This window comes from Xanthobacter autotrophicus ATCC 700552 (assembly GCF_043194565.1).
GTDB lineage: Bacteria > Pseudomonadota > Alphaproteobacteria > Rhizobiales > Xanthobacteraceae > Xanthobacter > Xanthobacter autotrophicus_F.
Window position 1 is genome coordinate 264,378 of sequence record NZ_JBAFVS010000005.1, and the last position, 19,534, is coordinate 283,911.

Annotated in this window: 16 protein-coding genes; 5 read left to right on the forward strand and 11 right to left on the reverse strand. The window is 67.2% G+C overall.

The window, feature by feature from the left end:
- A complete protein-coding gene (locus V5F48_RS07880) occupies nt 1-399 on the forward strand; it encodes a hypothetical protein (protein ID WP_394108786.1) in 399 nt (132 codons plus the stop codon).
- Here V5F48_RS07880 and V5F48_RS07885 read toward each other — a convergent pair.
- Nucleotides 359-1,984 (reverse strand): glycoside hydrolase family 17 protein, encoded by a 1,626-nt coding sequence (locus V5F48_RS07885; RefSeq protein ID WP_394258251.1) that lies wholly within the window; start codon nt 1,982-1,984, stop codon nt 359-361. The two genes, V5F48_RS07880 and V5F48_RS07885, sit on opposite strands and share 41 nt — an antisense overlap.
- A gap of 191 nt (nt 1,985-2,175) precedes the next feature.
- Between V5F48_RS07885 and V5F48_RS07890 the strand changes: the two genes are divergently transcribed.
- The 4 genes from V5F48_RS07890 (at nt 2,176) to gltA (ending at nt 7,894) form a co-directional block, all read left to right on the forward strand.
- Nucleotides 2,176-2,643 (forward strand): hypothetical protein, encoded by a 468-nt coding sequence (locus V5F48_RS07890; RefSeq protein ID WP_394258252.1) that lies wholly within the window; start codon nt 2,176-2,178, stop codon nt 2,641-2,643.
- 235 nt (nt 2,644-2,878) lie between these two features.
- Nucleotides 2,879-5,623, forward strand: coding sequence for a glycosyltransferase (locus tag V5F48_RS07895; protein ID WP_394258253.1), 2,745 nt, complete (start codon nt 2,879-2,881; stop codon nt 5,621-5,623).
- Nucleotides 5,624-5,783: 160 nt separating this feature from the next.
- Nucleotides 5,784-6,413: a molybdenum cofactor guanylyltransferase MobA gene (gene mobA, locus V5F48_RS07900; protein WP_394258254.1), complete on the forward strand. Its 630-nt coding sequence runs from the start codon at nt 5,784-5,786 to the stop codon at nt 6,411-6,413.
- Between the two features lie 170 nt (nt 6,414-6,583).
- Nucleotides 6,584-7,894 (forward strand): citrate synthase, encoded by a 1,311-nt coding sequence (gene gltA, locus V5F48_RS07905; protein WP_282639891.1) that lies wholly within the window; start codon nt 6,584-6,586, stop codon nt 7,892-7,894.
- Between the two features lie 127 nt (nt 7,895-8,021).
- On the opposite strand, the gene lpxB is transcribed toward gltA, so the two are convergent.
- The 10 genes from lpxB to V5F48_RS07955 all read right to left on the reverse strand — a co-directional run bounded on the left by lpxB (nt 8,022) and on the right by V5F48_RS07955 (nt 19,531).
- Nucleotides 8,022-9,212, reverse strand: a complete 1,191-nt coding sequence (gene lpxB, locus V5F48_RS07910) for a lipid-A-disaccharide synthase (RefSeq protein ID WP_394258255.1) — start codon at nt 9,210-9,212, stop codon at nt 8,022-8,024.
- A 10-nt stretch (nt 9,213-9,222) separates the two neighbouring features.
- Nucleotides 9,223-10,176, reverse strand: a complete 954-nt coding sequence (locus V5F48_RS07915; protein WP_394258256.1) for an LpxI family protein — start codon at nt 10,174-10,176, stop codon at nt 9,223-9,225.
- A gap of 3 nt (nt 10,177-10,179) precedes the next feature.
- Nucleotides 10,180-10,986 carry an acyl-ACP--UDP-N-acetylglucosamine O-acyltransferase gene (lpxA, locus tag V5F48_RS07920; RefSeq protein WP_394258257.1) on the reverse strand — a complete coding sequence of 269 codons (807 nt, stop codon included), beginning with the start codon at nt 10,984-10,986 and terminating at the stop codon, nt 10,180-10,182.
- Entirely contained in the window at nt 10,986-11,471 is a 486-nt protein-coding gene (gene fabZ, locus V5F48_RS07925) for a 3-hydroxyacyl-ACP dehydratase FabZ (protein ID WP_394108794.1), read from the reverse strand. The genes lpxA and fabZ overlap by 1 nt, the downstream gene beginning before the upstream one ends.
- The gene (gene lpxD / locus V5F48_RS07930) at nt 11,468-12,565 is read right to left on the reverse strand and encodes a UDP-3-O-(3-hydroxymyristoyl)glucosamine N-acyltransferase (RefSeq protein WP_394108795.1); all 1,098 of its coding nucleotides are present in this window, start codon (nt 12,563-12,565) and stop codon (nt 11,468-11,470) included. The genes fabZ and lpxD overlap by 4 nt, the downstream gene beginning before the upstream one ends.
- 194 nt (nt 12,566-12,759) lie before the next feature.
- Nucleotides 12,760-15,261, reverse strand: coding sequence for an outer membrane protein assembly factor BamA (bamA, locus tag V5F48_RS07935; protein WP_394258258.1), 2,502 nt, complete (start codon nt 15,259-15,261; stop codon nt 12,760-12,762).
- A gap of 195 nt (nt 15,262-15,456) precedes the next feature.
- Complete coding sequence (gene rseP, locus V5F48_RS07940; RefSeq protein WP_394258259.1) at nt 15,457-16,614, reverse strand: RIP metalloprotease RseP; 1,158 nt, start codon at nt 16,612-16,614, stop codon at nt 15,457-15,459.
- 151 nt (nt 16,615-16,765) lie between these two features.
- Entirely contained in the window at nt 16,766-17,935 is a 1,170-nt protein-coding gene (dxr, locus tag V5F48_RS07945) for a 1-deoxy-D-xylulose-5-phosphate reductoisomerase (RefSeq protein ID WP_394258260.1), read from the reverse strand.
- 10 nt (nt 17,936-17,945) lie between these two features.
- Nucleotides 17,946-18,764, reverse strand: a complete 819-nt coding sequence (locus tag V5F48_RS07950) for a phosphatidate cytidylyltransferase (RefSeq protein ID WP_394258261.1) — start codon at nt 18,762-18,764, stop codon at nt 17,946-17,948.
- Nucleotides 18,764-19,531 (reverse strand): isoprenyl transferase, encoded by a 768-nt coding sequence (locus tag V5F48_RS07955; protein ID WP_394258262.1) that lies wholly within the window; start codon nt 19,529-19,531, stop codon nt 18,764-18,766. Before V5F48_RS07955 ends, V5F48_RS07950 begins: the two co-directional genes overlap by 1 nt.
- Nucleotides 19,532-19,534 lie beyond the last annotated feature (3 nt).

Consider the following 19,534-nt stretch of genomic DNA (forward strand, 5'->3'; position numbering starts at 1 on the left):
ATGCCGAACATCCCCTATTCCGAGCGCCCGCTCTTCCGCCCCGGCCCGCGCACGCTCAACTGGCTGATCCCGCTGGGCATGGGCGCCGTGGGGTGGGCGCTCTACATGCGCTATATGGTGGTGGAACCGACGCTCGTCTCCCTCGCCTGCGAGGCCGGGCTCGAAAGCGCCAGCTGCTATGGCCGCGCGGCGGTGCTGGCGCTGTCGCTGTGGAACGTGTTCGGCGCGGTGGCGCTGGTGGTGGCGCTGATCCAGCTCATGGCGCCGGGCCTCGCCACCTTCAGCGTGGGCATGGTGTTCTCCGCCTTCGCGCTGGTGTTCCACAACGAGGTGGCCGGCGCGCTGGCGGCGATGATGCTCATCCTTTCCTTTGCACGGCCTGGACCCGCCACAGCGTGAAGGCGAGGATGAGGCAGAGCGCGCCGAACCAGGCGGCCTGCCAGTTGGAGAGCGTCTCGTTGAGCGGCACATAGAGGCCCGCCACCAGCAGCCCCCAGGTGGCGATGACCTCGGCGAGGCCCGCCCCGTCGCGGTCGGCCCGGCGCACCAGCATGGGCGCGCAGACCGCCGCCACGATGGCGGTGAGAGGAAACACCGGAAAATCCTTGTAGCGCGGGTCAAATAGCAGTTCGAACGCCACCGATCCCACGGCCACGGTGGCGAGGGCCGCCATCAGTGCGGCGGCGATGGCGGCACCCGAGGACACCGCCCAGCGACGGGCATCGAGGGCCACCGAGAACGGCGCCAGCCCCTGGCCCTGCCCGATCACCGCCGGCATCACCACCAGGCCCGCCACGGCGACCGCCAGCAGCAGGCCGTTGCGCAGCCAGCCGAAGACGCCGAGGCTTTCCAGCGGCATGGCGGAAATGGCGGCGCCGAGGGTCGCGCCCCCGAACAACGCAATTCCCGCCACCGCCAGCCAGTCCCGCGTCTGAAGTTGATCCTCGCGCCTGCGGCCCCCGGCAAAGGCGCTGGCGAAGACCCCTGCCACCACCACCAGGCCCACGGCAATGTGCATGCGCCAGCCGGGAAAATCCTCCACCGGCTGTCCCCAGGCGAATTTCGGCATGCGGGCGGTGGCGTCGAAAATGCCCCAGTGGCCGCCCACGGTGCCCTCGCTGCGGCGTTTCCACGGCTGGTCGAAGGCTTCGATGACGTTGACGCGGTAACCTTGGCGTTTGGCCAACGCCACCACATCGTGCATCACCCGCGCCTGGTTCGAGGGGGACGGCAGCGCCTCCTCGCGCATGCGGCCGGCGCTGGGCCAGCCGGTCTCGCCGATCAGGATTTCCTTGCCGGGGAAAGCCTCGGCCATGCGCTGGCGGATCTCGTCCACATGGGGGCCGGCCTCCGCGGCGGAGACCGGCAGGTCCTCCCAATAGGGCAGGATGTGGATGGTGACGAAATCCACGTTCTCGGTGAGGCCCTTGTTGCGCTCCCAGAACTCCCACACGTCGGCATAGGTGACCGGGACCGGGGCCACCTGGCGCTTCACGCCGGCGATGGTGCTGGCGAGCTCGGTAGCGGACATCTCGCCGCGCAGCAGCACCTCGTTGCCCACCACCACGGCCTTCACCACGTCCTGGTTTTCCTGGGCGAGGCGGATGCCGGTGTCGAGTTCCACGCGATTGCGGTCCACGTCCGGCCCCAGCCAGATGCCGAGCAGCATGGTGAGGCCATGTTTGCGGGCGATGGCCGGCGCCTTGTCGAGCCCCATCTCGATGGAATAGGTGCGCACGCAGGCCGAAATCTTGGCGAGGCTGGCGAAATCCTCGTCGATCTGGGCTTCCGATATGACCAGCCCCTTCTGGAACGGCGACTGGCCGTCGCGGAACGGGGCATAGGACACGCACGGCAGCTTCTCGCCCTGCGCCAGCGGCGAGGGCGGCATGGCCACGGGCCGTCCGAGCAGGGTCCAGAGGCCGGCGATGAGGCCGGCCACCACGAGCGCGAGCACCACGGGCAGCCGCACGGAGGAAGGCATCGAAACTCCAGACGAGACGAGGGACCCCGCCGCCACATAGAGCCTTGCACCGGCGGTGTGAAGCCTTCCCGCGGCCGCGGGCGCCGCAACGGCACCGCAACATCCGCGGCGCCGTCATGCTGACAAATTCACGCCCTTCTCCTAACGTGTCGCCGCGGTCCTCTCCGCGTTCCTCTGAGAAAATGGCCCTCATGCAACGCTTTCGACTTCCGCTCCTCGCGGCCGCCATCGTCTTCGCCTGCCTTTCGCCGGCCGCCGCCCAGAATCAGCCGGCCGATCAGAAGCCCGCCGCGGAGCAGCTGACGCCGGAGCAGAAAGCCGCCGCCGAAGCCCAGCGCCGCTCGGTGGAGGAGTTCAGCGAGGCGGCCAAGCTGCCGGGAACCGCCGGCCTGCCGGAATGCGTCTGGACCGGGCGGCGGATCGCCGCACTGCTGTGGCGCGACGACATCGACACCGCGCGCCGCCATCTCGAAATGTACCAGCAGTTCGGCTGCCCCACCGAGCATCTCAAGCTCACCTTCCGCTGCCTGGTGCGGCAGGGCAACATCGATCCCAAGGCACAGGAGCGTCTCGGCGGGCGGGTGCAGCAGTGCTGGGTCAATCCGGATTATGTCGCGGCGGCCCCGCAGCCCGCCGCCCCGGCACCCGCGCAACAATAAGATCACAGCCCGATCATGGCGTTGACGCAACGGCGTCCCAGCGGCGCCACGATCGGGATTTATCTCCAACAGTGAGCATGTTAGTGTCTCGACGCAGTGCAGCGTAAAGTGATCGTCAAGGCTGCGTTGCCGACCGCGGGGGCAGGTCGAAAGGGTGCCCCGAAGCCGTTTCCCGGAACCCTTCGCCCTCTGCTGGCGTTCAAGGTTCCAATTCCCCTCTAGGGTGGGCATCGCCATGCGTCCCGGTCTTGCTGCTGCGGCAGCGGTCATTGCGGTTGTGACCTCGATCCACGCCGCAATGTGGATTTCCATGCGGCCCGAGGTCAGCGCGCCGAACATCACGGACCGGTTCCACAGCCTGTCCTTTGCCCCCTTCGGCCGGGACATGAGCCCGGAGGGCGAAGCGCCCACCAATGCGGCGCAGATCCGCTCCGACATCCAGGTGGTGGCGCCCTACTCGCGCGGCGTGCGCACCTATTCCTCCACCAACGGCAAGGAACTGATCGCCCCCATCGCCGGCGAGCAGGGCATCCGGGTGACCGTCGGCGCCTGGCTCAACAAGCAGACCGACCCGAAGACGGGCGAGCCCGTCCTGGTGCGGGACAAGAAGACCGGCGAGATGGTTCCCGTCAAAGACGGCAACGACCGCGAGATCGAGAGCGCCGTCAAGATCGCGCGCGAGAACCGCAACGTCGAGGCCGTGGTGGTCGGCAACGAGACCCTGCTGCGCGCCGACCTGACCGACGCCGAGCTGGCCGAGACCATCCGCCGGGTGAAGCGGCAGGTGAACGTGCCGGTGACCACCGGCGAAATCTGGAACACCTGGCTCGACCATCCGGAGGTCGCCTCCTCGGTGGACTTCATCTACGCCCACATCCTGCCCTACTGGGAGGACGTGCCGGCGGACAAGGTGGTCGATTTCACCATCAACGCCTACAACCGGCTGCGCGCCGCCTATCCCGGCAAGCGCATCGTGATCGGCGAGTTCGGCTGGCCCTCGCACGGCTACAACCGCGGCGCTTCCGTGCCCGATCCGCTGGCCCAGGCCATGATCATCCGCGATTTCGTGGCGCGCGCCGACGCGCTCGGCATCGAATACAACATCATCGAGGCCTTCGACCTGCCCAAGAAGCAGAACGAAGGCTCGGTGGGCCAGTACTGGGGCGTGTTCGACGCCGACCGCGACCTGAAATTCCCGCTTAGCGGCCCGATCTACGACCACACCTACAACCAGACCACCATCCTGGCGCTGCTGCTCGGCGTGCTGTTCACCCTGCCGCTGCTGCGCATGCGCGAGCTCACCATGTCGCAGGGCCTGGTGCTGGCCGGCGCTGCCAACGGCGTCGCGGCCTGGCTGGCGCTGGTGGTGGACTATTGGCTCAACCACTATGTCACCGGCGGCGACTACGTCACCCTCGCCCTGAGCGTGGTGATGCTGGTGCCTCTGGTCTTCGTGCTGCTCTACCGCATCGAGGAAATGGCGGCGATCGCCTTCGGCAGCGGCCCGCGCCGCCTGATCGACGCGCAGAAAGCCGTCGTGCCCGCGGTGCCCACGCGCTTCCCCAAGGTCTCCATCCACGTGCCCGCCTATCGCGAGCCGCCGGAGATGCTGAAGCAGACCATCGATGCCCTGGCGGCGCTCGAATATCCCAATTTCGAGGCCATCATCATCGTCAACAACACGCCCGACCCGGCGATGGTCGAGCCGGTGCGCGCCCATTGCGCGACGCTGGGCGAGCGCTTCAAGTTCATCAATGCGGAGAAGGTGGCGGGCTTCAAGGCCGGCGCCCTGCGCATCGCCCTTGATGCCACCGCCCCGGACGCCGAGATCATCGGCGTGATCGATGCGGACTATGTGGTGACGCCCGACTGGCTGAAGGAGCTGGTGCCGGTGTTCGACGACCCCACCGTGGGCCTCGTCCAGGCGCCGCAGGACCATCGCGACGCCGACCGCAGCCTGCTGCACGAGGCCATGAACGCCGAATATGCCGGCTTCTTCGACATCGGCATGGTCCAGCGCAACGAGGACGACGCCATCGTGGTGCACGGCACCATGTGCCTCATCCGCCGCGCCGCCATGCTGGAGGCCGGCAACTGGTCGTCCGACACCATCTGCGAGGATACCGACCTCGGCCTCACCATCGCCGAGAACGGCTGGAAGACCCATTATACCCGCAAGCGCTACGGCTACGGCCTGCTGCCCGACTCGTTCGAGTCCTTCAAGAAGCAGCGTCACCGCTGGGCCTACGGCGGCTTCCAGATCATCAAGAAGCACTGGCGCAAGTTCCTGCCCAACCGCTCGCGCCTGACCACGGCCCAGAAGCGCCACTTCGTGCTCGGCTGGATTTCCTGGCTCGGCTCGGAATCGGTGGGCGCCGTCATGGCCATCGCCTCGCTGGCCTTCGTGCCCTTCGTGCTGCTGTTCGGCGTATCGGTGCCGGCCCATGTGCTGACGCTGCCGATCCTGATCACCTTCCTCGTCTACCTCATGCACTTCGTCAGCCTCTACCGGCTGCGGGTGGAGACCACGCCCCTGCGCATGCTGGGCGCGGCGGTGGCGGCGAGCGCGGTGCAGTACACGGTGGCCAAGGCGGTGCTCGACGGCTTCCGCTACAAGGACCTCGCCTTCGCCCGCACCGCCAAGGGCAACAACTGGCTGGCCGGCGCGGCCCGGTCCTTCCCGGCCCTGCCGGAGGCGACGCTGGGCGGCCTGCTGCTGCTGGCCGGCATCGCGCTTCTGGTGCTGAACAACTGGCCGGGCGTGGCGCTCACCAAGAACGATTGGCGCCACATCCGCGAGATCAACCTCTACGGCATCGCGCTGATGGTGCAGAGCCTGCCCTTCGTGGCCGCCGCTCTCATCGGCGCCTTCGAGCCCTCGCGCTTCAACCAGGTCGCCTTCTGGCGGGCGATCGGCGCCAAGCTCGCGGTGGTGCCGCGCCGCCTCGGCCTCACGCCGCCGCCCGCCGTCGCGGACTGAGGCTTCAAGCGGCCGAGGCCGACATGCAATCCAAACGCCCGGCCCGTGCCGGGCGTTTTCATTTCAGCGGCGTGCTTGCGTCGACCCGCATCCGAAGCCGATGGCGCCCACGCGCAACAGAGTCGTTTCGCTCTCAACCGACCGCGCTTTATGAAGGGGCATGAGCCCCTTTCGCCCGCCCCATGCCCTGATCCTCGCCGGCGGCCTCGGCCGACGGATGGACGCCCCCGCCCACGGCGCACCGCAAAAGCCGCTGGTGCGGCTCGGCGGCTCGCCGCTCATCGCCCATGTGATTGCGCGCCTGCGGCCGCAGGTGGGCCAGCTGTGGATCAACGCCAACAGCGGTGCCGACGCCTATGCCGGCCTCGGCTGCGAACTGGTCCCCGACACCATCTCCGGGCATCCCGGCCCGCTGGCGGGCGTGCTGGCGGGCCTGGAACGGCTGGCCGCCGAGGATGCGGACGCGAGCCTCCTCACCGTCCCGGCCGACACGCCCTTCCTGCCATCCGATCTCGCCGTGCGCCTTCAGCAGCGACAGGCGGAGACGGGGGGCTTGGTCTGCGCCGGTTCGCTTGGCCAGCGCCATCCGGTGATCGCCCTCTGGCCGGCATCGGCTCGCACCGCGCTGCGGCAAAGCCTTGAGGCGGGACGGCTGAAAGTCGGGCTTCTCATGGATGCCCTGAACGCCGTAACAGAGGGGTGGGACAATGAGCCGGAAGACCCCTTCTTCAATGTGAACACACCGGAAGACCTTGCCATTGCAGAGATTCGCCGGACTGCCCGGCAATGAAGCATGGTCACGCTTGCGGCAGGAATGGGGAGGGTTTAGGACTGCTTCACGGCAACTTCGCATTCGCGAAGACGCCAGAGCGGGGACGGACTTGCCACTCGGGGAACCGGATTGCCACCTCCGGCCAGCGTGGATTTCCGGTTCTTGTCCGCCCAAAGGATGAGGGATCCATGGACGCCACCACCAATACCGGGGCAAAAGCGGCCAAGCTGAGCTTGGGGGAGAAGAGCTGGGACCTTCCGATCCACGAAGGGACCATTGGCCCCGACGTGGTCGATATCTCGAAGCTCTACGGCCAGACCGGGCTGTTCACCTACGACCCCGGCTTTACCTCCACCGCTTCGTGTGAAAGCAAGATCACCTATATCGATGGTGATGAGGGCGTGCTGCTCTATCGCGGCTACCCCATCGAGCAGCTCGCGGAAAACGGCGATTTTCTCGAGACCTGCTATCTCCTGCTTTACGGCGAACTGCCGACCGCGGCCCAGAAGGCCGAGTTCGACCTGTCCGTGACCCGTCACACGATGGTTCACGAGCAGATGACGCGCTTCTTCCAGGGCTTCCGCCGCGACGCCCACCCCATGGCGATCATGGTGGCGTCCGTCGGCGCGCTCTCCGCCTTCTATCACGACTCCACTGACATTTCCGACCCCACCCAGCGCCTGATCGCATCGATCCGCATGATTGCGAAGATGCCGACGCTGGCGGCCATGGCCTACAAGTATTCCATCGGCCAGCCGTTTGTTTATCCCAAGAACGAACTCGACTATACGGCCAATTTCCTGAACATGTGCTTCGCTGTTCCGTGTGAAGACTATAAGGTGAATCCCATTCTCGCGAAGGCGATGGATAAGATCTTTATCCTTCACGCCGATCACGAGCAGAACGCCTCCACCTCCACGGTGCGCCTCGCCGGCTCCTCCGGCGCCAATCCCTTCGCCTGCATCGCGGCCGGCATTGCCTGTCTGTGGGGCCCCGCCCATGGCGGCGCCAACGAGGCGGCCCTCAAGATGCTCACCGAGATCGGCCATGTGGACCGCATCCCGGAATACATCAAGCGGTCGAAGGACAAGAACGACCCCTTCCGCCTCATGGGCTTCGGCCACCGGGTCTACAAGAACTACGACCCGCGCGCCAAGATCATGCAGCAGACCTGCCACGAAGTGCTGGGCGAACTCGGCATCAAGGACGATCCGCTGCTGGACGTCGCGGTGGAGCTGGAGCGCATCGCGCTCTCCGATGACTATTTCATCGAAAAGAAGCTCTATCCGAACATCGACTTCTATTCGGGCATCACCCTGAAGGCGATGGGCTTCCCCACCACCATGTTCACCGTGCTGTTCGCCCTCGCGCGCACCGTGGGCTGGATCGGCCAGTGGAAGGAGATGATCGAGGATCCGGGCCAGCGCATCGGCCGTCCCCGTCAGCTCTACACCGGCGCCGCCCAGCGCGATTATATCGCCATGTCCAAGCGCAAGTGATTGTTCAGGCGTAAATGATCCAGAGGCCGATCATCACGGCCGATCGAAACAGGAAAGCGCGGCCCCCGGGCCGCGCTTTTCGTTTATGTACCAGTCTTTGGAATGCGCGCAGGCGGAGATGGCCTTTTCAGGCCGGTGGCAGCGCGCCGGGACGCCCGCCGCGGGCGAGGCGCAGGACCACCTCGGCCGCCCGCGCGCTTGGGCTCGGCCCGGTGATCCCGAAAATGGCATCGAACCGGGCGAAGGTCGCTTCCTGCCGCGCCCGCTCGGGCGTGTCACCGATGACCCGCTCGAGGGCGTCGGCCAGCACCGGCACGGTCAGATATTCCTGCAGGAATTCCGGCACCACATCTTCCCCCGCCACCAGATTGGCGAGGATGACGGTGGTGCCCTGCAGCACGCGCCGGGCGATCTGGGCCTCGATCCATCCCACACGATAGGCTGCCACATGGGGAATGCCCGCCAGCGCCAGTTCCAGCGTGACCGTTCCCGAAGCCGCAAGCGCGGCGCGCGCGCTGCGGAAGGCGGCATATTTCTCGCCGTCCGTGGTGACGATGCGCGGCTTCAGCGGCCAGGAGGCGATGGTCTCGCGCACCAGCGGTTCAAGGCGCGGCAAGGTGGGAAGCACGAGGTCCATGGGCCGCGTCTGCCCCACCCGCGCCAGCGCGGCGCCGAAATCCGCCCCCAGCCGGACGATCTCCCGCCGCCGGCTTCCGGGGAGCACCAGCACCAGGGGCGGTTGTTCGCTGCGGCGCCGAGCGTCCGCCTCGGAGGGGCGCAACTCGGCCAGCCGCTCCAGCAGGGGATGGCCCACATAGAAGGTGGCCGGCCCGCCGAGGCGGCGATGCACCTCCGGCTCGAAGGGCAGGAGCGCCAGCAGCGCATCCACATGCGGCCGCATGGCCGCCGCCCGTCCCGGCCGCCAGATCCACACGGTGGGGGACACATATTTCACGATGGGAATGTCGGGATTTTCCGCCCGCACCCGCGCGGCGACGCGGTGGGTGAAATCCGGCGCATCCACCAGCACCAGCACATCCGGCGGCTCGGCAAGCACCGCGGCCACGGTTTCCCGAAGCCGCCGCAGGATGGCGGGCAGCTTGCCAAGCACCGCGGTGAGGCCGATGGCGGTGATGTCCTCCATGGGGAAGAGGCTCGCGAGACCCGCCGCTTCCATGCGCCGGCCGCCCACGCCGCGAAAGGCGACGCCCGGTGCCGCGGCGTGGAGCGCCTCCATCAGCGCCCCGCCGAGCTGGTCGCCGGATTCCTCGCCCGCGACCACGAAGACGCGGAGCGCCTTCTCCCCGTGTTCGCTCATGATTGCCCGCTCACGTCTCGCTGCTCCGGCCCATGCCGAAAATGAACAGGCCGGCGGCATCGGCACCCGCCACCAACGCTTCGACATCCGGCACGATGGCGCCGCCCGCCTCGAAGGCGATGCCCGCGAGCCCCGCCTCGGCCGCGCGGGCGACGGTGGCGGGACCGAGGGAGGGCAGGTCTACCCGCCGGTCCTGCCCCGGCTTGGGGGCCTTCACCAGCACCCCGCGCCCCGCGTGAAAGCGCAGGCGGCCGGTGCGGCGCATCTCGCCGTAGCGCGCAAGCATCTGGTCGGTGCCTTCCGCCGCCTCCACGGCGACGACGAAGCCATCCACCACGATCACCCCCTGCCCCACGTCGAACGGCCCGAGGGTGCGGATGACATCAAGCCCGCGGGCCATGTCCTGCCGGTCCTGGGCCGAGGGAACCCGCGCACCGAGCACGCCTTGTGGCAGCAGCAGGCCGGGGGCAACCTCGTGCGCTCCCACGAGGTTGAAGCCCTGTTCGGCCACCAGTTCGAGCACGCCGGATAGCAGATGATTGTCGCCGCCGCGAAACAGCCGGGCGATGCGCGGCAACAGGCGCAGCATGGTCCAGTCGAAGCCGAGATCGGAGACGCGCGGCCGGGTGAGCGCACCCACCATCACCACGTCGCGTACGCCCCGCGCCCTGGTCGCGGCCGTGACCGAGCCCAGCGAACCCAGGCGGAACCACAGGTGCGGATAGCGCTCCAGCGCCGGATCGGCAAAACCGCGGATGAGCAGAAGCAGCACCTCACGGCCCTGCGCGATGACCGCCTCGGCAACCGCCGCCGGAAACGCGCCGCCGCCGGCGACGATGCCCACCGGCCCCCTGCCGGCGGGCCTCCGGCCCACCCCGTCCGGACCCCCGGCATCTGGGCCTGCGGCCTTCAGGGTGCGCGGGCCGGGCGTCGGACCCTGCCCGTTCTGCCCTGGAAGGCTCACGCCTCACTCCTCCTTGATGACGCCCCGGGAGGGCTGGCAGATCGGCCGCTTGCGGTCGGCGTCGATGAAGCTGACCACGGCCGCGGCGAAAGCCGAGGTCTCCGACTTTTCACGCACGGCATCGAGCCGGGCCTCGAACGTGCCCTCGCCGAAGAAGAGGTCGCGATAGACCGCCCGCGCCGCATGCAGATCCGACTTGGAGAAGCCGCGACGCTTCATGCCGATGACGTTGAGGCCGACCAGCTTGCCCGCCTGGCCGAGCACATTGCCGAAGGGGATGACATCCTCGCGCACGCCGGTGAGGCCGGAAATCATGCACTGGGCGCCGATGCGGGTGAACTGGTGCACCGCGCACTGCCCACCCAGAAAGGTGAACTCGCCCACGCTCACGTGGCCGCCCAGAACCGCATTGTTGGCGAAGATGACGCTGTCGCCCACCATGCAGTCGTGGCCCACATGGGAACCCGTCATCATCATCACGCCGTTGCCGATACGGGTGACCCCGCCGCCGCCCGCCGTGCCGGTGCTGGCGGTGGCATGCTCGCGGATAATGCAGTCGGAGCCGACAAACAGCTCGGTGCGTTCGCCCTTGTAATGGACCGACTGGGGCGCGGTACCGAGGGACGCGAAAGGAAAGACCGTCGTGCGCGCGCCGATGGTGGTGGCGCCCTGGATGTTCACATGGGCGAGGAGCTTGACCCCCTCCCCGAGCACCACATCCGGACCGAGAACTGTATAGGGGCCGATCTCCACATCATCCGCAAGACCCGCCGGGTTTTCCACCCGTGCGGTGGGGTCGATCTTCGCCACTAGCTGTTCTCCATGATCATGGCGCCCACCTTGGCCTGCGCAACAATCTCGCCGCGCACCTTGGCCTCACCTCGATACCACCACATATTGCGGCGGCGGGAGATGCGCGTCATGTGATATTCGAGCACGTCGCCCGGCACGACCGGGCGGCGGAACTTCGCCTCGTCGATGGTCATGAAATAGACCAGAGAGGGCTTCTCGCTGTCCTTGCCGAGCACACAGACGACGCCTGCGGTCTGCGCCATGCCCTCGATGATGAGGACCCCGGGCATCACCGGGTTGCCGGGGAAATGGCCCTGAAAGTGCGGCTCGTTGGCCGTCACATTCTTGATGCCAATGCAGGAGAGGTCGCCGTCGATCTGCTCGACCCGATCCACCATCAGGAACGGATAGCGATGGGGCAGGCAGGTGAGTACCTTGAGGATGTCGGCGCTGGCGAGCACCTTCGGCGCCGCACTATCCGCGGCGGGCGTGGTATCGTTCATTCCCCCGATCCTTCCCCTTCCCCGTCATTGCCGTCCCGCCGGGCGCTGGCCGCGGCGAGGCGCTTCAGGGTCGTCACCTCGCGGAACCATTCGCGGACGGGCTTGGCCGGCGACCCGCCCCAGCGCACGCCGGGCGGCACGTCGCCCTTCACGTTGCTCGACGCGGCAATCTGCGCACCGGTCCCGATGGTTGCGTGGCCCACCACGCCCACCTGGCCGCCCAGCATCACGAAATCCCCGAGGGTGGTGGACCCCGAAATTCCGGTCTGGGACACGATGATGCAGTGCCGACCGGTCACCACGTTGTGGGCGATCTGCACCAGATTGTCGATCTTGGTGCCTTCGCCGATGACCGTATCGGTCAGGGCGCCGCGGTCAATGGTGGTGTTGGCGCCGATTTCCACATCGTCCTGAATCACCACCCGGCCGATCTGCGGCACCTTCACATGGCCCTTGGGGCTCGGCTGGTAGCCGAAGCCGTCCGAACCGATGCGCGCGCCGCCATGGATGATCACGCCGTTGCCGAGGAAGGCATGGATGACGCTGGCGCCGGGACCGATGGCGCAGTTTCGGCCGATGCGGACCTGCGGCCCGATGATGGCGCCCGCGCACACGATGGTGCCGGAGCCAATTTCCGCGCCGGGTCCGATCACCGCTCCGGGATCAACCGTAACGCCATCCTCCAGCCGGGCCTTGGGATGCACCTGCGCGCCCGGCGAAATTCCGTCCTGTCCGAAGATGGACAGCGGCTTGAGTGCGGCCGGGAAGAGCGTGCGCGTCACGGCGAGAAAGGCTGCTGCGGGACGCGGCGCAATAAGCAGCGTCAGGCCGGGGGGGGCCTTCGCGGCAAACCGCTCCGAGGTGATGACCGCGCCGGCGCGCACGGATCCGAGCTTCTCGGCGAACTGGACGGTGTCGCAGAAGGCGAGTTCGTCCGGACCCGCCGTTTCCAGGGTGCCGACCCCCTTGATGGTTCGCGCGCCCAATTCGGCAGCCTGCGCCTCATCGGCAACCGCCAGGCGCGCCCCGCTGAGGGCTGCCACCTCCGCAAGGGTGAGGGGCGCCGGCAGCGGGAAGAAGACGTCATGGCTCATGGGGAAAACCGGCCCGGGCGCTTAAAGCTATCGGGTGAAGTCACATTCACCGGATTGCTCTATCTCTTTGTTTTGACGCAACTCCAGGCGAAAAATGGCTGCACACTTTTGCTGGAATTGCTCTAGAACGCGGCGGGCGCCGGAGGTTGGGGCCAAAGCCACCACCCTCCGGCGCCCGCCTTGCAGGATCAGGATCAGAAGCGCGTGCCGCCGGAGAAGCGGAACGCCTGGGTCCGGTCGTAGGTCGCCTGCGACAGCACCCACGCATAGTCGAAGCGCAGCGGTCCGAAGGGCGACTGCCAGATCAGACTGGCGCCGACAGAGGAGCGAACCGCGTTGTCGTCGTACACGCAGACGTTGGCGGTCTGGAACTGGTTCTTAGAACCAGCCGGACAAGTCACCTGATTGGGCGTCCCGTAGAAGATGTTGTTGCCATCGTAGTTCGGCACCTTCGGGAAGTTGGTCGGTCCACCATAGTCGAACAGCGAACCGGCATCGGCGAAGATCGCGCCCTTCATGCCGATATCCTTGGGCAGGAAGGCGAAGGGGAACTGGATTTCCGCAGAGACACCCCAATAGGTGGTGCCACCCAGCGCATTCAGCTCATCACTGGTGCAGCTGTAGCCAATGGGCGAACTGGCGTTGGACGCAGCACAGGGTGCATTATCCCTCGGACCAATGCCGGACGGGGCGAAGCCGCGCACCAGGTTGGGACCCATATAGAAGTTGTCGAGCACATCCAGTTCGTCATTGCCCCAAGAGCTCACATAGCCGGCCTGCGTGCGCAGGATGAGCACCGAGTCAAACCAGAGCGGCGTGTAGTGCCGGATGTCGCCGGTGGTGCGGATGAAGTTCACGTCACCGCCCAGGCCGGCGAAGTCCTGCTTGAGCTCGGCATAGAGACCCTGGGTGGGGTTCAGGTTGTTGTCGAGACCGTTGAAGGACAAAGTATAGCCGATCGCCGAGGTGATCGTGGCGCCCTGGGCTGCCGCATCGCGGATCGCCCACGATGTCGTGCTCGCGCAGTAATCGTAATAATAGGTGCCGACAGCGTAGTCGTTACACAGGTTGATCTCGCGCTGGTAGAGGTTGTAGCGCAGCGCCAGCGTGATCTCGTCGGTGATGGGCAGGCCGAAGCGCAGGCCGCCGCCGATGGTGGTGGTGCCATACGGCGTGTAGCTCGTGGTGCTGGTCTCTTTCCAGTACAGGTCGAAGCCGGCAGCCAGGCGATAGCCGAGGAAGTAGGGCTCGGTGAAGGAGAATTCCGCGCCCTGGGCGTTCTCGCCCATAGAGCCGGACACCTTCACGTACTGGCCGCGACCGAGGAAGTTCTTCTCGCCCAGCGAGACCTCGGCGATGACGCCGTCCGCGGTGGAGTAGCCGCCGGAGATGGCGAACTCACCCGTGGGCTGGTCTTCCACGTCCACCACCAGGATCACGCGGTCGGGGGCAGAGCCCGGCTCGGTGGTGATCTTGACGGTCTTGAAGTAGCCGAGGTTGCGCAGGCGACGCTCGGCGCGATCGACGAGCACGCGATTGTAGGCATCGCCCTCGCCGATATCGAACTCGCGGCGCACCACGAAGTCCCGGGTGCGGGTGTTGCCGCGCACCTCGATGCGCTCGATGTAGACCCGCGGGCCTTCCTCGACCACGAACACCACGTTGATGCGCTTGGCCTCGAAGTCGCGATCGCCGCGCGGACGCACCTGGGCGAAGGCGTAGCCGCTCTTCGACACCTCGATGGTCAGGTTCTCCACCGACTTCTCGACCAGCTCCGCGTTGTAGACCTGCCCCTCGGTGGCGCGCACGGAACGGCGCAGGGACTCACCGGAGACGTCGCGGATGTTGGAGACCACATCCACCTTGCCGAAGCGATACTGCTCGCCCTCGTCCAGGGTGAAAGTGATGGTGTAGCCGCCGCCGGCAGGATCCATCTCGGCAGAGGCACCGATGATGCGGAAGTCGGCATAGCCGTTCTTCAGGTAGAAGCGGCGCAGCAATTCCTGGTCCGAGTTCACCCGGTCCGGATCATACACGTCGGTGGACTTCAGGAACGACAGCCAATTGGTGGCGGTCGTGGAAATCACATCCTTCAGCTTCCAGTCCGAGAACGCCTTGTTGCCGACGAACTTGATATCCTTGATGCCGGTCTTGTCACCCTCGGTGACCTCGAACACCAGGTCCACACGACCATTGCCGCGATCGATGGTCACCGGGTTGACGCGCACGCCGCTGCGGCCGGACCGACGATAAACCTCAATGATGCGCTGGGTATCCGCCTGGACCGTGGCCTTGGAAAGGGTGCCACGGGGCTTCGACTGGATCTCACCCTCCAGCACCTCGTCCTTGAGCTTACGGTTGCCCTCGAACACGACGCGGTTGATCACCTCGTTCTCGGACACGCGCACGATGATGCGGCCGCCGGACTGGGACACCTGCACGTCGGAGAACAGGCCGGTGGCGTACAGCGCCTTCCAGGCCTCATCGACCTTGCCCGCGGTATAGGGGCCCGGCCCGAAATAGGAACGGATCGTCTCGGCATCGACGCGGCGGTTGCCCTCGACGACGATGGAGCTCGACTGCGCAGCGGCAGGACTTGCCACGATGAGGGAACCGGCCACCGAAGCACCCGCGATGCACGCGGCGAGCCCGAAGGCGGCGGCCAGATTTCTCAAGACCCGGAGTGGAGCAGTCATATGGTGCGCAACCTTGAAATTTCGTTGTTCTCGAAACCGCCCGAAGCCCTTGAAGGGCAATGACGGATTCTCACCCTGCATTGCCGCTTGTACAGGCTTTTACCTGCGGTGCAAACCGCGCCGCCCCTCGAGCCTGCCTTTTCCGGGAGACCGTTGCGTTCCCGCCACGACCCCGGTGCGGCAAATCAAAAACCTTTACATTGCAGCAATATGCAACACGTCGTTCCACGTCGCGAAGATCATCAGCATCAGCACCAGGGCGAGGCCGATGCGGAAGCCGATGTCCTGTGTGCGCGCGCTCAGCGGACGCCCACGGATGGCCTCGAAAGCGTAGAACAGAAGGTGGCCGCCATCCAACAGCGGGATGGGAAAGAGGTTAAGCAGTCCGATAGAAACGGACAGCACTGCTGCCAGAGACAGGAGTGCCCCGATACCAAAAGTCGCAACCTGCCCCGATACCTGGGCGATGCGGATGGGCCCGCCCAGTTGGTCCGCCGACTCGCGGCCAGCGATCAGGCCGCCCAGATAGCTGAAAGTGCGGGTCACCACGAACCAGGTTTCCTGAACACCCATGCCGACGGCCTCGATGGGACCGTAGCGGTGGGTGGTCACGTCACCTGCCGCAAGGGAACGGGAGATGCCGAGCAAGCCGGTGCGGTGCACATTGCCGAAGGGGTCCTTCACCTCCTTCAGCTCGGGCACGGCGGTCAGGGTGAGCTGCCGGTCGCCGCGCTCGATGGTGAAGGCGAGCCCCTCCCCCGCGCGGCTGCCGACGATGCGCTGCATGTCGGAGAAGCTCTCCACCTTGGCGCCGTCGATCTCCAGCACCAGGTCGCCGGGCTTGAAGCCGGCGCTCTCCGCCACGCTGCCGGGGTTGACCTGATCCACCCGCGGGGCCGTCACCTGCTTGCCGAACACCATGAAGACGAAGGCGAAGATGACGATGGCGAGGAGGAAGTTGGCGATCGGCCCGGCAGCCACGATGGCGGCCCGCCAGGCCACCGGCTGGAAGAAAAAGCTCTCCCGTCGCTCGGCTGGCGTCATCTGCGCGAGGCGCTCCTGGTTCGGCGTGGAAGCGGCGTCCTCGTCACCGAAGAAGCGCACATAGCCGCCCAGCGGTACCGCGGCGAGGCGCCAGCGGGTGCCGTGCTTGTCGTTGAATCCGGCGATCTCCGGCCCGAATCCGAGGGAAAAGGTGAGCACCTTCACCCCGGCGCGTCGCGCCACCCAGAAATGGCCGAGCTCGTGGAAGAACACCACAAGCGTCAAAACAAACAGAAATGGAACGATATAGCCGAGAAGCGAGGACGAGAGACTGCCCAGGTGCGCGCCGAGACCGGAAAGCACATCCATTATCAGAACCTCTTTTCCCGCGGACGGCGCCCGGCACGGGGGAAGTCCCGCGCCCTCGCCGACCAGATGCCGCCGGGCCAACCGGCTTGAACACCCTGTCCGCCGCAACGGACATGACCCACGCTGCCGCCCGTGAGGCGACAAACTGCTTCTAAGATGCCTTTGCGGAAAATTTGGGCAAGAGCACGGCAGCGGCGCGACGCGCCTGTGCATCCGCCTCCATCGCGTCGGCAACGCTGGCCGGAGCCGGCCCGCCATTGATGCGGTCCAACGTCGCGGCGACGGTATCGGTGATTCCGTAAAAGCCAATCCGTCCTTCGAGATAGGCCGCCACCGCCACCTCGTTGGCGGCATTGAGGATGGTTGCGGCCACCCCGTCGGTGGCCATGGCGGCGCGGGCGAGCGCCAGCGCGGGGAACCGGGCCTCGTCCGGCGCCTCGAAGGTGAGGCGGCCCAGGGCCACGAGGTCCAGACGGCGGCAGGAGGTGGCGATTCGATCCGGGAAGGCCAGGCAATGGGCGATGGGCACGCACATGTCGGGCATGGCGAGCCCGGCGATGACCGAGCCGTCCACGAACGAGACCAGCCCGTGGATCACCGACTCGGGATGCACCACCGCATCGAGCCGCTCGGGCGGCAGGCCGAACAGGTGCAGGGCCTCGATCAGTTCGAGGCCCTTGTTCATCAGCGTGGCCGAATCGATGGTGATCTTGGCGCCCATGGACCAGTTGGGGTGCTTCAGGGCGTCCTTCGGCACCGCCCGCGCGATCTCCTCCCGGCTCTTGAGCCGGAATGGGCCGCCGGAGGCCGTCAGCGTGATCTTCTCCACCGCCCTGCGTGGGCCGGCCTCCAGCGCCTGGAAAATGGCGTTGTGCTCGCTGTCCACCGGCAGGATCTCGGTGCCCTGCCGTGCCGCCTCGGCCATGAAGAAGGCGCCGGCAGCCACCAGGCATTCCTTGTTGGCCAAGGCGATGCGCCGCCCCGGCGCGAAGGCCGCCACCGTGGGCGCGAGGCCCGCCACGCCGACGATGGCGCTCACCACCACGTCCGCGTCGCGCTGGGCCGCCTCGATCAGGGCCGAGGGCCCGGCGCCGCTGGCGATGCCGGAGCCGGCCAGCGCATCGGCGAGCGCCTTGCCTGCCGCGGGATCGGCGATGGCGGCGAAGCGCGCGCCGAGCGCACGGGCGGTCTCGGCCAGCGCCGGCACATCCCGCCCGCCAGCCACCGCTTCCACCTCATAGAGGCCGGGCGCATCGGCGAGGAGGGTCCGGACGCTGTGCCCGATGGAGCCGGTGGCCCCGAGGATGGAAAGGCGCTTCATGACTGAGGTCCTACCACAAGAGCAGCCCGGCTGCCGGATCGCTCATGCTGCGCAGGAGCGCCACCACGACGGCGGCAAGGGATGCCGCGGCGAATCCGTCGAGCCGGTCGAGCAGCCCGCCATGGCCGGGAATAAGGCGACTCGCATCCTTCACGCCGAACAGCCGCTTGAGCGCGGATTCGGCAAGGTCGCCGGCCTGGCTGACAATGCTGAGCCCCAGCGCGAGGCCGGCCACCGGCAGCAGGGCGGCTCCGCCGGGGATCGCCGCCACCAGCACGCCCGCCGCCATGCCCGCGAGGGTGCCGCCGATGGCCCCCGACCAGGTCTTGTTGGGGGAAACCCGCGGCCACAGCTTGGGCCCGCCCAGCGCGCGGCCGGTGAAATAGGCGAAGATGTCGGTCGCCCACACCACCGCGCACAGGAACAGCACGGCGATCAGGCCCAACGGCGTCTCGCCGCGCAGAATCACCACCGGCAGGGCCGCGCTCCCGGCGACGATCACGCCGGTCATGGCCCATGCACTCTGGCGCGGCACTGCCAGCGCGCAGGCCGCCGCCCCGAGGGCAACGGCGCTGAAGACATGGCCCGGCATCTCAAGCACCGCGAGGACCCCGCCGCCGATCAGCGCCAGCCCGCCGATGCCGAGATAGAGCGGCCGGTTGTCCAGCCGCGCCAGGGTGGCCCATTCATAGAGAATGGCGCCCCCGGCCAGCACCCACAGGATGGCGAAGGGGATGCCGCCCAGATAGGCAGCCAGGAGCACAACCGGCACGAGGACGAGCGCGGAGAGCGTGCGATGCTTGAGATCGGCACCGAAATTCACGGGCATCAGGGCCCGGGACACTTGGTGGTGCCGCCGAACCGCCGTTCCCGCCGGGCATATTCGTCGATGGCCGAGAGCAGGGCCGCCTTGTCGAAGTCGGGCCAGTAGATGGGCAGGAAGACGAACTCCGAATAGGCCGCCTGCCAGAGCAGGAAGTTGGACAGCCGCTGCTCGCCGGAGGTGCGCACGATGAGGTCGGGATCGGGGATGCCGGCGGTTTCGAGCCGCTGGGAGATCATGTCCACGTCCACGTCCTCGGGTCGCACCCGGCCGGCGGCGACATCCGCCGCGATGCGCGAGACCGCCGCCGCAATCTCCTGCCGCGAGCCGTAATTGAACGCCACCACCAGGGTGAGGCCGGTGTTGTTGCAGGTCAACGCCTCGGCATCCACCAGCAGCTGGCGGATATCGGGGGCGAGATTGTCCCGCTCGCCGATCACCTTCACCCGCACATTGTCGGCATGCAGATCGGCGAGGTCGTGCCGCAGGAACAGCTTCAGGAGCCCCATCAGCTCCCTCACCTCGGTCACCGGCCGCGACCAGTTCTCCGACGAGAAGCTGTAGATGGTGAGGAAGCGGATGCCCACCTCGCGGGCGGCCCGCACGCAGCGCCGCAAGGCTTCCACCCCGCGCCGGTGGCCTTCCACCCGCGGCAGCTTGCGCGAGGTGGCCCAGCGCCCGTTGCCGTCCATGATCACGCCCACATGCACCGGGACGACAGCCGGCGACCGTTGGGTAACGGCGGCCTCGCCCGCAGCGGCGCGTAGGGACATGGC